This is a genomic window from Arthrobacter sp. 10T413_2 (genome assembly GCF_056394205.1).
Genome location: NZ_JBFTHK010000022.1, coordinates 24,998 through 39,745, shown reverse-complemented (window position 1 = coordinate 39,745; position 14,748 = coordinate 24,998). Strand labels below are relative to the sequence as shown.

General features: G+C 66.5%; 14 protein-coding genes. 4 read left to right on the top strand and 10 right to left on the bottom strand.

Going from position 1 to position 14,748, the window contains the following annotated elements; genetic code table 11:
- A partial coding sequence (locus AC1DBQ_RS06070) for an MFS transporter (protein ID WP_476927648.1) occupies positions 1 to 1,549 on the bottom strand: 1,549 nt, incomplete at its 3' end.
- Between the two features lie 294 nt (positions 1,550 to 1,843).
- Here AC1DBQ_RS06070 and AC1DBQ_RS06065 point away from each other — a divergent pair.
- Positions 1,844 to 2,401, top strand: coding sequence for a TetR/AcrR family transcriptional regulator (locus AC1DBQ_RS06065; protein ID WP_476927647.1), 558 nt, complete (start codon positions 1,844 to 1,846; stop codon positions 2,399 to 2,401).
- Positions 2,402 to 2,428: 27 nt separating this feature from the next.
- Here the strand turns inward: AC1DBQ_RS06065 and AC1DBQ_RS06060 are convergent, their stop codons facing one another.
- The 6 genes from AC1DBQ_RS06060 to AC1DBQ_RS06035 all read right to left on the bottom strand — a co-directional run bounded on the left by AC1DBQ_RS06060 (position 2,429) and on the right by AC1DBQ_RS06035 (position 9,285).
- Complete coding sequence (locus AC1DBQ_RS06060) at positions 2,429 to 4,168, bottom strand: CocE/NonD family hydrolase (protein WP_476927646.1); 1,740 nt, start codon at positions 4,166 to 4,168, stop codon at positions 2,429 to 2,431.
- A complete protein-coding gene (locus AC1DBQ_RS06055) occupies positions 4,161 to 5,129 on the bottom strand; it encodes an MBL fold metallo-hydrolase (RefSeq protein ID WP_476927645.1) in 969 nt (322 codons plus the stop codon). The genes AC1DBQ_RS06060 and AC1DBQ_RS06055 overlap by 8 nt, the downstream gene beginning before the upstream one ends.
- Positions 5,126 to 6,058: an alpha/beta hydrolase gene (locus AC1DBQ_RS06050; protein WP_476927643.1), complete on the bottom strand. Its 933-nt coding sequence runs from the start codon at positions 6,056 to 6,058 to the stop codon at positions 5,126 to 5,128. The genes AC1DBQ_RS06055 and AC1DBQ_RS06050 overlap by 4 nt, the downstream gene beginning before the upstream one ends.
- A gap of 4 nt (positions 6,059 to 6,062) precedes the next feature.
- A complete protein-coding gene (locus AC1DBQ_RS06045; protein WP_476927642.1) occupies positions 6,063 to 7,190 on the bottom strand; it encodes an FAD-dependent monooxygenase in 1,128 nt (375 codons plus the stop codon).
- Between the two features lie 78 nt (positions 7,191 to 7,268).
- Positions 7,269 to 8,222 (bottom strand): phosphotriesterase family protein, encoded by a 954-nt coding sequence (locus AC1DBQ_RS06040; RefSeq protein WP_476927641.1) that lies wholly within the window; start codon positions 8,220 to 8,222, stop codon positions 7,269 to 7,271.
- 49 nt (positions 8,223 to 8,271) lie between these two features.
- Positions 8,272 to 9,285, bottom strand: a complete 1,014-nt coding sequence (locus tag AC1DBQ_RS06035) for a phosphotriesterase family protein (protein ID WP_476927640.1) — start codon at positions 9,283 to 9,285, stop codon at positions 8,272 to 8,274.
- 340 nt (positions 9,286 to 9,625) lie between these two features.
- Between AC1DBQ_RS06035 and AC1DBQ_RS06030 the strand changes: the two genes are divergently transcribed.
- The 3 genes from AC1DBQ_RS06030 to AC1DBQ_RS06020 all read left to right on the top strand — a co-directional run bounded on the left by AC1DBQ_RS06030 (position 9,626) and on the right by AC1DBQ_RS06020 (position 11,767).
- Positions 9,626 to 10,798: a cytochrome P450 gene (locus tag AC1DBQ_RS06030; RefSeq protein WP_476927639.1), complete on the top strand. Its 1,173-nt coding sequence runs from the start codon at positions 9,626 to 9,628 to the stop codon at positions 10,796 to 10,798.
- The gene (locus tag AC1DBQ_RS06025; RefSeq protein WP_476927638.1) at positions 10,795 to 10,989 is read left to right on the top strand and encodes a ferredoxin; all 195 of its coding nucleotides are present in this window, start codon (positions 10,795 to 10,797) and stop codon (positions 10,987 to 10,989) included. Before AC1DBQ_RS06030 ends, AC1DBQ_RS06025 begins: the two co-directional genes overlap by 4 nt.
- A gap of 163 nt (positions 10,990 to 11,152) precedes the next feature.
- Positions 11,153 to 11,767 carry a TetR/AcrR family transcriptional regulator gene (locus tag AC1DBQ_RS06020; RefSeq protein WP_476927637.1) on the top strand — a complete coding sequence of 205 codons (615 nt, stop codon included), beginning with the start codon at positions 11,153 to 11,155 and terminating at the stop codon, positions 11,765 to 11,767.
- 172 nt (positions 11,768 to 11,939) lie between these two features.
- Here the strand turns inward: AC1DBQ_RS06020 and AC1DBQ_RS06015 are convergent, their stop codons facing one another.
- The 3 genes from AC1DBQ_RS06015 to AC1DBQ_RS06005 are packed head-to-tail and all read right to left on the bottom strand — an operon-like array spanning position 11,940 to position 14,664.
- Positions 11,940 to 12,698, bottom strand: a complete 759-nt coding sequence (locus tag AC1DBQ_RS06015) for a maleylpyruvate isomerase family mycothiol-dependent enzyme (RefSeq protein WP_476927636.1) — start codon at positions 12,696 to 12,698, stop codon at positions 11,940 to 11,942.
- On the bottom strand, positions 12,698 to 13,534 hold the full coding sequence (locus AC1DBQ_RS06010) for a fumarylacetoacetate hydrolase family protein (protein ID WP_476927635.1): 837 nt from the start codon (positions 13,532 to 13,534) through the stop codon (positions 12,698 to 12,700). The genes AC1DBQ_RS06015 and AC1DBQ_RS06010 overlap by 1 nt, the downstream gene beginning before the upstream one ends.
- Positions 13,534 to 14,664, bottom strand: a complete 1,131-nt coding sequence (locus AC1DBQ_RS06005) for a cupin domain-containing protein (RefSeq protein ID WP_476927634.1) — start codon at positions 14,662 to 14,664, stop codon at positions 13,534 to 13,536. Before AC1DBQ_RS06005 ends, AC1DBQ_RS06010 begins: the two co-directional genes overlap by 1 nt.
- Positions 14,665 to 14,748: the final 84 nt, after the last annotated feature.

The window sequence follows — 14,748 nt, the reverse complement described above, 5'->3', positions numbered from 1 at the left end:
CGATGAAGGCATCGGAGAAACCGTTGCCCAGGGACTGCAGGGCAAGCTCGTGGGCTGCGGAGCCGGGTGCTCCCGGCGGCAGGCTGTTGAGCGCGATCGGGCCGCCGGCCTGGAAGATCGCGTTGGCCGGACCAGCCTGGTCGGCGGGGAGCGTGGCGGTCTGCAGCGAGGCGCCCAGGGTGGCGCCCGCGGTGCTCAGGGCCACGGCGCCGGCCAGCACCGGGCCGAGAGCGAAGCCCAGGTCGCGGAGCAGGTTGGTGGTGGCGCTGGCCATGCCGGCCAGGTGCAGGGGGACAGTGTTCAGGGCGATCGCGGTCATCGGGCTCAGGGTCAGGGCGAAGCCGACGCCGAGCAGCAGGGCCGGGGTGATGAACGGGGTCATGGACATGTTCGTGACGTCCAGGCCGGATGCCATCAGCGCGCCGGCGGCCATCAGGAGGAAGCCCGCGGTKAGCATCCAGCGGCCCGCGACGCGGGTGAGCAGCCGGGAGATCAGCGGAACCAGCACGAACGTCGGGCCCTGCAGCAGGATGAACAGCAGGCCGATGTTCATGGGGTTCTGGTGCTGGACCGGGCCGAGCCACATACTCAGTGAGAAGAGGCTGCCGAGGAACGCGAACATCCCGACGACGGCGACGATCGAGGAAAYGGTGAAGCCGCGGTTGCGGAACAGCCGCAGATCCAGCAGCGGCGATTCGACGCGCGTCTCAATGAGGACGAACGCGAGCAACAGAGCGATGCCGCCGACGAACGAGAAGATGACGTGAGGGGCGCCCCAGCCGTCTTCGGGGCCCTTGACGAGGCCGAAGAGGACAAGGATCAGGCCGAGGGCAAAGGTGATCTGGCCCCACCAGTCCGGCTTGCGGCCCTGGGCCGCCTTGTGTTCTGCTGCGACCAGCAGCGCCAGGATCACGGTCAGTACGCTAAGGACGGCAACCGTGCCGTAGGCGCCCCGCCAGGAGCCGAGGCTGGCCAAGGTGCCGCCGAGCAGCGGTGCCAGCGCCGCACCGACGGACAGGAATCCCGCCCACATGGCAATTCCCCGGGCCCGCGCCCGCGCATCGTGAGTGACGGCGGCAACGAGGGCGAGGGAGGCGGGGAAGATGGCTCCCGCGCCGAGGCCGTTCAGGGCCGAACCGATCCACATCGCCTCAACGGTCGGAGCCAGGGTGCAGACCAGTGAGCCGATCGCCATGAGCAGGGAGCCGCCCATGACAAGCTTCTTGTGGCCGAGCTTGTCGCCCAGCAGGCCAAAGGTGAGCTCGAACACGACGACGGGGATCATGAACGCTGCCGCGATCAGGGTCAACTGGGACCCAACGGCGTTGAAGGTCGTCTGGAACTCGCCATTGAGGGAGCTGGGAAGCGCATTGGCGATTTGCGCGACCATCACGGCGACGGCGGCCGTTGCCAGCGTGCCTTTCACCCGCAGCCGCGGAAGCGCCAACTGGGCGGCATCGGTTGCAGCTTCGGCAGCGGACTTCGCCGCAGGCGGTGCCTGCTGCGGCGGGTAGGTCTGGGGTGGAACGGTTCTGGGATCAGTGCTCATGGAAAACTCCCTTGTTTGATACGAGCAATCGGGTGGAACAGGGTGAAAACGAGGCGTCCGACGGCGGTTAGTGGTCGGGGAGGCGGCGCCGGCTCACAATGGCGGGGGCGGTGCCGCCGGAAGCAAGGCCCCCGAAGCAAGGCACGTTGTCCTCTTTCGCGTCGTCGCGATGGCACCCGGATGTGATGTCGGTAACAACATAGACACTAACTATACAAAGTGTCAAGTGAAATTACATGATGAACCTTGCATTACTCTGGGGGAGTGGCAAGCATTCGAGAAGCTCAGAAGCAGATGACCCGCCGGCTCTTGCTCGAGAAGGGGCTGGAGCTTTTTGAGGAGAAGGGGTATGCCGCCACCACGGTGGATGACATCGCCGCTGCCGTAGGCACCACCAGGGCCACCTTTTACGCGCATTTTCCGTCCAAGGGCCAGCTCATKCGGTCGCTGGTCGAGCGCTCCAATCAGATGCTGACCGAGGCGGATGTCCCGCCGCTGCATTCAGTGGTGGAATCCGGGGACCGTGAGCTGATCCGGACCTGGCTTGCGCGAAAATTCGATCAGTGGGCCGAGATCCGCCCTTACGTGGTGGCGGCGCATCAGGCGGCGGCCAGTGAACCGGATATCCAGACGGCCCTTGATCAGTGGTTCGACTCGGCGATCGATGACATGCAGGCGGGCCTTGACCGGGCCGGGCGCTTTGACCCCATCAGCCGCCGAGTGCGGTGCGCGCTGGCCTTCGGGGAACTGKAGTTCTTTTCCCGGCGCTGGATGCGGCTCGGCTGGACGGTGGACCGCGATACTTCGCTGGATTTGATGGTCGAGAACTGGTGCTTCCTGCTGGCAGAGTGAGCAGGAAGCACCAGATGACCGGTAGGGTCAGTTCGCCCGGCCCTCCGCCGCCTTGCCCGTGGTGAACGGCAGCACCAGCCTGGACTGATGGGCGGCGTCGCGGTAGATCTTATGGGTCACGGGGCGGCCCACCGGCAGGTGGAAGGCATCCGGCGGCAGCAGCGAATTGTGTTCGTCGGCCAGGGGCTCGCCGTTCGAGAGCTCCACCGTCAGCTTGTGACCGGGTTTGAACGTGTTCGCGAACGGGTAGAGGCGCAGCACATACTCCTCKACCGTTCCCGGTTCCACGGGAACGGAGCGGGTGTGCGGGTGGTACGGGTTGCCCTCGGTGGTCCGCCCGTCGAGCTCGCGGTGCGAGGCCTTGAGGTAGCCGCTGGTGATCAGCTGGCGTTTGCCGTTGGGGGMGTAGTCCCACAGGCGCAGGATGAAGTTGGTGTCCGGCTGGTCGATCTCCGCGAAGATGTGCGCGGCACCGGCGCCGATCAGCTCCGTGTCCGCCTCAAACGGCTCCGTGCTCCAGCTCAGGATCTCCACCTTGTCCGTCACCGTCAGCGGCGCCTGGTAGAAACCGTCCGGGGCCGCGTACTCCGTACCCATCAGCTCCGGCTCCCTGGACAGCTTGTGGCGCGGGCGCAAATACAGGGACGTGTATTCGATGTTCTTCGGCGGCCACTGGTCCGCAGTCACCACCTCGCGGGAGCCCTCCACGAAGACACTCACGGCCGGCTCGTCCATGACGCCGTTGTCGATGCCCTTGATCCAGTAGTCGTACCACCGGAACATCTTGTCGTGTTCCTCGATGAACGGGCGCGACTGCATCGGCGGGTAGGGGCCGATGTCGAGCTTCTTCGGGCCCTTCAGCTCGTTGAAAAGCTCGATGGTGCCGTCCAAGGTCCAGCCGCGGCCCTGGTCCAGCTGCAGCCACACCGGGATGTCGATGTTCGGGGCCAGCGTGACCGGGTTGCGCTCCTCATACCAGTCCCCGTCCAGCTCGTTCATGACGATGTCGAACCAGGCTTCGTGGTTCTTCGGGTAGTTCAGGACGTGGACCAGGTTCGGCCAGGCGGCGACGTCCGGGTCCTGCAGGCGCTTCTGGACGAGCTTCTTCAGCTCCTCGGGGGAGTACTTCTCGATCATGCGGGACTTGACGTTATCGGTGAACGCCCAGCCGGAATCGCCGCCGCGGCCCTCGCGGGCAGCACGGGGCATGAACCACATGATGCCACCGTGATAGGTGGTCTCGTAGAAGTCGTAGTGGCCGCCGGAGACGAAGATGGCCTTGAGGTGCGGCGGGCGCTCGGCGGCGGCKAGCACCTGCATCGAGCCAAAGTAGGAGATGCCCACCATGCCGACGTTGCCGTCGCACCACGGCTGCTCCGCGACCCACTCGATGAAGTCGTACGCGTCCTGGCCGAGCGAGACGCCGCCTGCGTTGTAGTTGCCGATGTGCTCACCGCCGGAGTGGCCGGAGCCGCGCAGGTCACCGATGACGTGGACGTAGTCCTCCTTGACGATCCGGGCAATGTCGCCGGCCTCGATGCAGCCGTCCCACATCGGGCTGGGGCGCCGCTGTGGGGGCGTGGTGAGAGCCAGCGCCTGCAGTTCCTTGCCGTACGGGCTCAGTGCAACCAGCGCCGGACGAGGCTTGTCGTCGGTGCCCTGGTATGCGTCCGCGGCGAGCTCGACTCCGTCGCGCATCGGGACCCGGAGGTCTTTGCGAACGGCAATCTTCCCCCCGCCGGCATTCAGTAGCTGGAAGTCATCCATGAGTGCTTATCTCCTCATCTTCGGTCAAATGGTCCGACGCCGTGCGGTAGCCGTGGAGCGTMGTGAAGAACGGGGACGGCTCCAGGGTAGGGTCCCCGGTGTAACCAAGGTCCTCGGCTACGCGGGCGAAGGGTGAGTAGGGCGAGGCCGTATCCTGCAGTCCGGCAGCCAGGCAGCCGCAGGCCGCATTATTGACGCGGGCCTCGATCTCCAGGCTCCCTTGAAGCGCCTMCCGGGCTTGCCCGGCGTCGAGCTCCACGCCGTAGGGTGTGCCGTCCGCGCGGCGATACGGGTGCCCCAGGTAGAGGTGGCGCGGACGGATCTCATCGCTGAGGTACTGCAGGCTTGAGCGGTAGCTGGCGGGGTCCACGAATCCGGGGAATCCGTTGGCCGCGCCGTGGACCTGTACGGCGTCGCCGACGAACACGTCGTTTTGTCCGTCAATGACATAGGCCACCGACCMAGGAGTGTGGCCCGGAATCGAGTGGACCGAGACGGTGACGTCACCGCCAAGGGAGATGGTCTCACCGCCGTGCACCACCATCGTTGGCTCCATCTCGCCGGAGATGACCGCGTTCGTGGCCTCGGTCAGTTTCGCCTCGCCGTCGKGGTCGTTCAGATACTGCGCCCGTCCGGAAAGGTATTCGTCCACGTGGGCCCGGCGCGAGCGCAACAACGGTGCATCGGCGTCGTGGATCACCACCTGCGMGCGCCGGCCGGTGAGTTCCCAGAGGGCGTACGCGCCGCCGATGTGGTCGATGTGTCCGTGGGTCAGCAGAATCCAGCGGACGTCCTCGATCCGGCGGCCGATCGCCTCCAAGGCGGGCACCATKCCCTCGGCGGGCGAGGACGCGATCCCCGTGTCGATGATGGCGGGCTCCGGGGCGTCGATGTAGAAGCTGTAGAGACCGAACCGGMCCCATGGGGAGACCATGGGATGGACAGCGACTGACTTCGTCATCGCCCGGCCCTCGCGTTCAGGAATTCACCTGTCTCCTCKAATGCCCGGTAGTACTCCGGGATCCAGGAGAAGTTCTGGACKAAACCGTGGTTGGCCCCCGCGTAGCGGCTGACTGTTGCGTCGACGCCGGCCTCCAACAGGTGCCKGCCGTAGAGTTCGCCCTCGTCCCGCAGGGGATCGTGCTCGGCCGTGATGACGAGGGCAGCCGGCAGGCCGKAGAGATCCTCGCGTTTGATGGKGGAGACGAGGGGATCCGCCGGATCCGCCCCGTTCTCGAGGTAGAACGAGTTGAACKGCAGCAGGCCCGCCGTCTCCAGTCCGTACCCCTCCGCATTCTCCCGCAGCGACGCGTAGCGGTCGACGTCGAAGTCCAGGTCCAGGGAGGGGTAGAACAGGACCTGGTGAGTGATCGCGGAGAACCCGTCGTCGTGGGCCTGCGCGGCGACGGCGGCCACGAAGTTGCCGCCCGAGCTGTCGCCCGCGATGGCGAGGTTCTTCCCGTCCCAGCCCAGGCTGTGGCCCCGCGCGGCGGCCCAGCGGACCACGCCGTAGCAGTCGTCGAGGCCGGCCGGGAAGGATGCTTCGGGGGCCAGCCGGTAGCCGACCGAGATGACCTTGTAGCCGGTTTCCTTGGCGAGTGCCCGCGCCACGTGGTCGTGGGTGTCCAGGCTGCCCAGGAAGAACGCGCCGCCGTGGAAGTACACCASGAGTCCGTAGGCGTCGGCCTCCACCGGTGTGTAGATCCGCACCGGCACGTCGCCCGAGGAGGTCACGGCCGTGGCGTCCTCGACGGAGTACAGCGGAAGGCGGTCTTCGAGTGCGGGAACCTGTGCGGCCTCGCCCGCCCGCATGGCCTCCGGATTCAGCGGCGAACCGTCGGGCGCCGGCAGGGTGCTGAGGATCTTGGCGATTTCGGGATGAATCGTCATGGCGTCAGACCTGTGCCTGAGCCGCGGGCTTCTGGGACGCGGGCTTCTGCCCGGGGAAGACGTCGTTGACCTCTTCCTCGGACCACCCCTGACGCGAGATGCGCTGCAGCTCGTCCGTCACCGGCTTGCGGGTCGCCTGGAACAGCGCCAGCGCCTCCTTGACGGAGTCGGCCTGCGCGAGGGCGTCGGCCAGTGCTCCGGCGTCCTCAATCGCCGAGTTCGCACCCTGGCCCTGGTGGTGCAGCATGGAGTGCGCCGCATCGCCCATGAGGACGACGGAGTCGGTGTGCCAGGAGTTGACGGGGTCGATGTCGTAAACGGCGCKGATGTTGACGGTGTMCATGTCGAGGTCGCGGGCAATGCTCACGATCCGCTCGTMGAAACCTTCCACGGTTTTCAGGAGTTCTTCCTTCGTGATCGTGGGTGCCCAGGTGCCGTCCGGATTCAGGGCGGTGATGTCGAAGGACATCTGGTTGCGGTGGCGCAGCGGCAGGAGATACACCTTCGTGCCCCTGCCCATGTACATCCGCAGGTTGTCGTCGACGACCATCCCGTGGGCGTCATCGGCGGAGATAACCACGCGGTAGGCGTGTTCGCCGGAGAACACCGGGCCCTTGTCGCTGAAGAGCTGCTCGCGCACCGCGGACTTGATGCCGTCGGCACCGACCACCAGGTCGGMCTCGACGGTCTCCCCGTTGGCAAAGGTCAGGACAGAGCGGTCGCCCTTGTCCTCGATGGTCTCCAGCCGGTGGCCGAGCTGCACCATGCCCTCGGGAAGCACGCCGAGAAGGGCTTCGATGAAGTCGCGGCGGTGGATGAGGTACGTCTGCTTCTCTTCGCCGAACTCGGGCCAGGTGTCCTTCATGATCGGCTCACCGGTGGCCGTGAGGATCTCAAAGTAGTCGCTCGCCGAGCTCACCTTGGYGATCGCGTCAAAKATGCCCCACTGGCGGAACCGGGCCATGGTGGCCGGACGCAGGCCAATGCCGGCGCCCACCTCTCCCATCTGGGGAGCCTGCTCGTAGACCTTGACGTCTGCACCGAGCAGGCTCAGGGCCTTGGCCGCCGCGGCGCCGCCGTAGCCCGCGCCGACGATGGCGATCTTGAGGTTCTTGATGTCTTCAGCCTTCATGGTTTCATCTCTTTCTTGGCTTTTCTTGGCCCGGGCCATCTCTGGTGGAACGGGTAAGTTGTGGTGGTCTGTCCGGGGTCAGGCGTGCAGCGACAGGAAGTCGGCCGGGTTGTCCTCGAGCAGGAGTTTGAGGGTGGCGTCGTCGATGCCGGCCGCCCGCATGTCGGGGATCATGTCCTCGAAGATGTAGTTGATGGTGTGGCCTTTCACGCCCGGCCAGCCCAGGGGGCTGCAGTTGKCGTCTGCCGAGACGAGGAGCTTGTCCGCATAGCCCTTGTTGACGAGCTTGACGAAGTGCTCCATGCGTTCGTCGCGCTTGCGGCCCCAAAACGGCGGATCCGGCAGCTCGAGGTCGTACCCGAAGGTATCGAAGCCGATCCGGCCGCCCTGCTCGTAGATCCAGTCGTGCGGGGTGATCGGAGCGTTCAGGCCGTCGTCGGCGTGGCCGAAGAGCACGCGGTCCAGCGGGAGACCCTCTTCGTTGAAGATGGTCACCGCCGGCTCGGGGTCGATGGCCAGATGGGTCAGGATCGGCGCGCCGGTGACGTCGGCGGCGCGGGCCGCGGCCCGGTAGATGCGCTTGTCCAGGTCCGTCATTCGTCCGCCGCGGCTCACACCGACCTTGATGACGCCGGCCTTGGCACCCGTGTTGCCGATGCCGACGGTGATCTCGTGGATGAACACCTTCGCCAGGTAGTCCACGGTGGCGCGGGAGAAGTGCGGCAGGGCGGTGTCGCCGCCGACGAAGCCGGTGCAGGCCACGATGTGCACGCCCGTCTTCCGGGACAGGGATTTGTAGTAGTCGACGTCGCGCCCGTTGCAGATGCCGGTGGCGTCGACAAAGGTACCGCCGCCGTATTCGCGGAATTTCCGCAGTTTCGGCACGGTTTCCTCGTAGGCCTGCTCGGGCGACTTCCACCACGTGGTGTCCAGCTCGGACCCGGGCATGCCGTAGCCGATGTGTTCGTGGACCGCCACGATTTCCAGTTCTTCGGCCGGGATGGTTCCCAGCACGGTGTTGACCTTGGTCATTCGTTCACCTCAGGGGTCGAAAGCTTGTTGTGGTTGGRCCGATGCGTGCTTAGCGCACGGTCAGGAGGTTGCGCGGGTTGTCCACGAGGATGTGCCGGGCGTCTTCGTCGCTCAGGCCGTGGGCCTTGAGGAAGGGTACGAACGTGGTCAGGACGTGGCTGTAAGGAAGGTTGTACTCCGGCAGCMCCTTGGCCACACCAATCGAGTTGCCCGAAAGTATGATCTTGTCGGCATGGCCGGCCTTGACGAGCTCGAACACCAGTTCGGCTCGATCGCGGTCGGTGAGGTAGTCCGCGTGGTCGTTCAGGCCCACGTGGTCGATGCCGACGAAGGCTCCGCGGCCGGCCACTTTGATGGCGGAGCCGGCGGCGTCCTTGCGGTCCAGGTCGCCGACKAGCACCCGGTCGGCCCCGATCTGCTCGTCCAGCACGACGTCCAGATCGTGCAGGGCATCGGCGCCGAACCGAATCGAGACCGGGATGCCGGTGGTCCTGGCGGCGCGGGCGGAGCCGCKGAACAGGCTCTCCTCGGTCGGGGTCATGCCGGCGCRGTCGGCGATGGTGGCCACGATGCCGGCGGCGGCGCGGCGCTCCACCCGGGGAACCACCATCCCCTCGGTGACCTCCTTGGCGAAGAGATCGCCGAACTTTCCGGCCGGCCAGGGGGTGGGCGGGTTGGTCTGCGGGGTCAGGAAGTATCCGCCGAGTTCTTCCTCCGGGCCCAGGCCCGTGGAGGCGATGATGTGGACGCCGGTGGAGCGGGACAGCGCCTCGTAAAGCTTCAGGTCGCGGCCATGGAACATGCCGGTGCTGTCGACGATCGTCTGCCCGCCGTGCTCGCGGAAGTCCTTGAGCTTCGCGGMAAGTGCCTCGAAGATCTCCGCCCGGTCCATAGTGATGTCCGGGGCGTACTGCGCACCCGGGAGCACCGACAGCAGGGCCTCGTGGACCGCGACCACGCCCAGTTCATGAGCGGGGATGKGGCCAAGGACCGTATGGACGGTGGCTGGATCGACGGTGCCGGCGAATGCGTCGCCGGTGTCGACGGGGGTGGGGTGAATCACTTGCTTCTCCCTTGAAGTTCGGGTGCTGAATGCAGGGGTGCCGCCGGGCCTGGCCGGACCATCGCTCCGATGCGGTGTATCCAGCGTCACATCTTTCTTTACAGTATGTCAAGTAAACAGTCGCTACGTATAGCTGAGAATCTCGTTGCGTTTATGAAACCGACGATTCGTAAACTGTATTGACATCATGTAAACCTTGGCGTCAAGATGTGTGGAGCGCCACATCCGCCTCCGGCCTTCGCAGGAGCCCGGTAGAGCACCGGGGAATGCGCCGCAGCGATCGTCCAGGCTGACGGGCCTCACACCCTCGGCCCACCCCCCCATCCGCAAGGAGAATACTGTGACTGCACCCACCGAATCCGGCATCGATATCTGGGACGACGACGTCCTGGTCGACCCCTACCCCACGTACGCCGCGCTGCGCGAGCAGGCCGGCGTCGTCCACCTGCCCAAGAACGACCTCTACGTTCTGACGCGCTACGACATCATCCGCGACGTACTCGGCGATCCGGCGACGTTCTCATCCACCACCCTTGGCTTCAACCCGATGGTCAACGAGGCGCTGCAAGGCACCTCGCTTGCCTCAGACCCGCCGCTGCACACCCAGCTGCGCGCGACGCTCTCCGAGAACCTCACGCCCCGCGCACTGCGCGGCCTGAAGGTCATCATCGACGAGAAGGCGGACAAGCTCGTCGCCGACCTCGTCGCCGGCGGAAGCTTTGAAGCCATCGACTCCCTGGCGCGAGCGTTCCCGCTTGAGATCGTCGCCGACCTCATCGGATTCAGCGGACACGTCAAAGACAACATGATGCGCTGGGGGCAGGCCGCGATGCAGGTCCTTGGCCCGCTGAACCAGCGCACCCAGGAGAGCTTCCCGATCGCCGGCGAGCTGTACGGCTGGTGCTCGTCAGTTACCGCCGGCGACCTCGCCCCCGGCTCGATCGGCCGCGGGATCTTCGACGCTGAAACGCGTGGMGACATCCCCGAAGGCTCCGCCGGGCACATTATCCACCAGTACCTCGGGGCAGGTGTCGATACAACGATCGCCTCGATCGGGAACATCATCGCCCTGTTCGGCCGCCACCCGGAACAGCTTGAGCTTGTCCGCGAGAACCTCGAGCTGGTACCTGCAGCCTTCGCGGAAGTGCTGCGCTATTGGGCCCCCGTACACATCTGGGGCCGTACGGCCACCCGCGAGGTGGAGATAGATGGAGTCACTGTTCCCGCGGGCGCTCAACTGGGCATCCTCTTCGGCGCCGGCAACCGGGACCCACGGCACTACGAAAACCCCGACACCTTCGACATCCGGCGCAACCCGGTGGACCATCTCTCCTTCGGTTACGGACCCCATGGCTGCGCCGGCCAGGGCCTGGCCAAGCTAGAGGCCCACGCGATCATTGACGCGCTTGCCCGCCAGGTGAAGTCACTGTCCATCGCGGACGGGGTCCGGGTGCCGAGCAACATCACGCGGAGTTTCGAGAAGCTTCAGGTCGTCAAGGTGGTGKCATCGTGAKGATTGAACTCGACCGGCCGCGCTGCGAGGGGCACGGCCTCTGTGAGGAAGCTGCGCCCCGGCTGATGCATCTCGACGATGACGGCCAGCTKGTCATCGACGCCCCGGAGGTGGACRGGGCCGACCTCGACGCCGCGAAGGCGGCCGTGAGGGTCTGCCCGGTCGCCGCGCTCCGGCTGGAGGCGGCATAACGTTACGCTGACCCGGCGTCGTCGGCAATGGCATCGCCGGGCTCACTGCGGCGAGTCACTGCGCTCTGCCGGCTTCGACGGCGGGCCGACGCCGGTCCTGCCGCCCTGGGACCGGCGTCGCCCGACCGGGCTTGACGCCGCACAAAAAAGTTAGGATTGACCCATGTCGTCGTTGCGAGAAACCCAGAAAAAGCTCACCCGCGACGTCATCGTGGAGCGGGCACTCGAGCTTTTCACCGGCAAGGGGTACGCCGCGACCACCATCGACGAGATCGCCKCGGCGGCCGGCACTACCCGGGTGACTTTCTACGCGCACTACCCTTCACGCAGCGATCTGATGAGGGACTTCATGGTGCGCGTCAACGCGGTTCTGGACCGTGCGGACGGGCCAGGGAGGGGCTCTACCGCGGCCGACCTCGTCGACGTGGTGCGGGCAGGCGAKCTGCCGGGCATCCTGGCGTGGCTGGAGTCGCGGGCGGCGCTCTGGCCGGTCTTCCGCCCATACCTCGACGTGCTCGAGGAGGCCGCCGCCGTCGATCGCGACGTGCGCGCCCTGGTCGAGGGATGGCATGAGGAGGTCATCTCCGACCTCGTCCGCGGAATGAAGCTCGCAGGGCGCTTCTCGGAAGAGACGCACCACATTCGAGGCACTCTAGCCTTCACCTCGCTCGACTACGTCGCCACGCTCTGGACCCGACGCAAGTTTGAACCAAACCGTGAACACGCGCTCGAGGTGCTTGCCGATAACTGGTACCACCTGCTCTGCGACGAAGGCTGATCCGGCTGGAAGCCCGGCGGCGGTCCGGGAGCACTTTGGCGCGGACACGCCGTCAACCAGGGCGCCGGCGTCGAACATTGCCCTCAAAGTGCCCCGGGACGGAGACAAGGGCGCACGAAGCGGGAGGCCCCTCGCCGAGGGGCCTCCCGCTTTAGGATTGTTTAGCCGGCTCTCAGATCCACTTCGGGGCGGGGGGAACCGTCCCGGTGGTGGCTGCAGCACCCGGCCCGGGGGCGGTGACGCCGCCGTTCCCGCGGCCGGCGGCCCATTCGACGACGGCAGCGAGCGGTCCGGAGACCACGGTGGGCGACGCCGACGTCGTGTCCCCGAACGTGAGGTCGCGGTCCGTGACCTTGACCACGAGGTCCTTGTCGGTGCCGCGGGTCTTCMAGGCKCCGGTGATGTCMTTCAGGAGCCGTTCAAGCACCGGCGCCGGGATGTCGTGGAAGTTGGCGCCGTTCGCCAGGTCGACGGCGTGCATCCAGACTTCGCGGCTGCGCATCCAGACCGTTTCCGTGGCGGGCACTTCGCGGCCCTGGATGGTCCGGACTTTGTGGTGCCAGGCGTCCTCGGACAGGTCCCGCCATTCGACGTTCAGGTGCACGGCCGAGTGGTCGAACAGGTGCCGCAGCGCGATCGGACTCAGCGTGGCGCCGAAGTCGATCTCGTGGTCCCGGACCTCGGTGGAGGCATACATCGGGGTCTCGACGCCGGTGGCCGCCCACTCAACCAGCCGGGCGATGGCCCGGGCGTTGTAGCCGATGTGCGCGGTGATGTGGCGGCGGGTCCAGCCCGGCAGCAGCGAATCGCCGTCGAGCTCCGCGTCGGAGAGCTCGTTGAGCTTGCGGGCGAAGAACGCCGTCCCGCGGCGTGCCTGCAGCAGGGCCGCGAGCAGCTCCGGGTCGCTCGTCTGGTCGTGGCGGGCAACCATCAGGCTTCCTTGATGACGCGGTTCTTCAGCTGGCCCAGTCCCTCGATGGTGGTGACCAGGAGCTGGCCTTCCTGCAGGTAGCGCTTGGGATCCTGGGCGTGGCCCACGCCGCCGGGGGTGCCGGTGGCGATCACGTCGCCCGGGTTCAGCGTGATGATGGTGGAGATGTAGGACACCAGGTATTCGGGGGTGAACACGAGGTCGCCCGTCGGGGTTTGCTGCTGGATTTCGCCGTCGACCGCGGAGGTCATGAGCGGGCCGGCGGTGAACTCATCCTTGGTGACCAGGGCCGGGCCGAACGGGGTGGACTTTTCCCACGTCTTGCCCTGCWGCCACTGGATGGTGCGGAACTGGTAGTCGCGCATGGACACGTCGTTCAGGACGGCGTAGCCGGMGATGTGGGCCGGGGCGTCGGCTTCGCTGATCCGGCGGCCCTTTTTGCCGATTACGACGGCGAGTTCGGCTTCCCAGTCGACGGCGTCGGATTCCTGCGGGAGGGCCAGGTCATCGTTGGGGCCGATCAGGGATTCCTGGTACTTGGCGAACAGGGTCGGGAACTCGGGGACTTCCCGGCCCATTTCCTTGATGTGGTTGCGGTAGTTGTGGCCCACGCAGATGATCTTGCCGGGGGAGGGGACGACGGCGGCCAGGTCCGCGCCCTCGAGAGGGTGCGTGGCGCCGGCTGCTGCCTTCGCGGTCGCTTCMCAGTTCGGGGTGCGGAGGAGTTCTCCGACGTCGGTGAAGCCGTCGATCTCGGTCAGGGTGTCGCCGTCCTGGCGGACAGCCACGGTCCCGGTAGTGGTGCCGTTCCCGGTGCGGAGGGTGAGGAGTCTCATTACTTGTTGCGTCCTTCGATGTAGGTGCGGTTGAAGTTCAGCCGTTCGAAAATGGGGGCGTCGCTGAAGCGGAACAGATCGAAACTTGTTTCGGCCTGCAGTGACCAGGCGGCCCAGGACGGGACGACGAAGAGGTCGCCCTTGGCCAGGTTCCTGGTTTCGCCGTTCAGGACCACGGAGCCGGACCCTTCGAAGACCTGCCAGACGCTGGAGCCGACCTCGCGGACGGTTTCGGTGGTGKCGCCGGCGCGGAGGCGGTGGAATTCGGCCCGGATGGTCGGCATGACGTCCCCGCCGGTGGTGGGGTTGGTGTAGCGGACGGCGGCGTGGCCCTGGGACACGGTGGCCGGGTGGCCCTCGTCTTCGAGGAGGAGCTGCTCGGTCAGGGCGCGGTCCGTGTATTCCCAGCGGTAGGCCGCGATGGGGGAGCTCGTGGTGTCATCGAGGCCGGAGAGCGGGCGCAGGCCCGGGTGGGCCCAGAGGCGTTCGGAGCGGGAGATGTCCGGGGTGGCCTCGTCGGTGACGCGTTCGGTGCCGAACTCGAAGAACCCGGCATCGGCGTAGTGCACGAACGGGATGTCCAGGCCGTCGATCCAGGCCATCGGCTCATCGGTGTCGTTGTGGTGGCCGTGGAAGTTCCAGCCCGGGGTCAGCAGGAAATCCCCGCGGGACATCCGKACCGGGTCCCCGTTCACGACCRTCCACACGCCCTCGCCCTCGACGACGAAGCGGAACGCGTTCTGGGAGTGGCGGTGTTCKGGAGCGGTCTCGCGGGCACCGAGGTACTGGATGGCCGCCCACAGCGTGGGGGTCGCGTAGGGGGTGTTTCCCAGGCCCGGGTTCGCCAGGGCGATCGCCCGGCGTTCCCCGCCGCGGCCCACCGGAACCAGGTCGCCGGCGCGTGCGGCCAGCGGGTAGAGATCGCTCCACCGCCAGACGTGGGGCACCGCCTTGGGGGACGGGACCATCGGCATCAAGTCCGCGATCTCGGTCCACAGCGGGATCAGGTTCTCGCGGTCAAAATCCCGGTACAGCTCCTGCAGCTGGGCGGTTTCTTCGGGCGTCGGCTCCGGAGCAGTATGCCCCGCGGCCACTGATTCATGAGTCGTGTTCTCGGCGCTGATGGACACGTGGGCCTCCTCGGTAGGTCAGAACAGGTTTTTGGCGTAGTTCGACTCTACGGATGTGGAGGTGTGACCCCCAGCATATTCTGC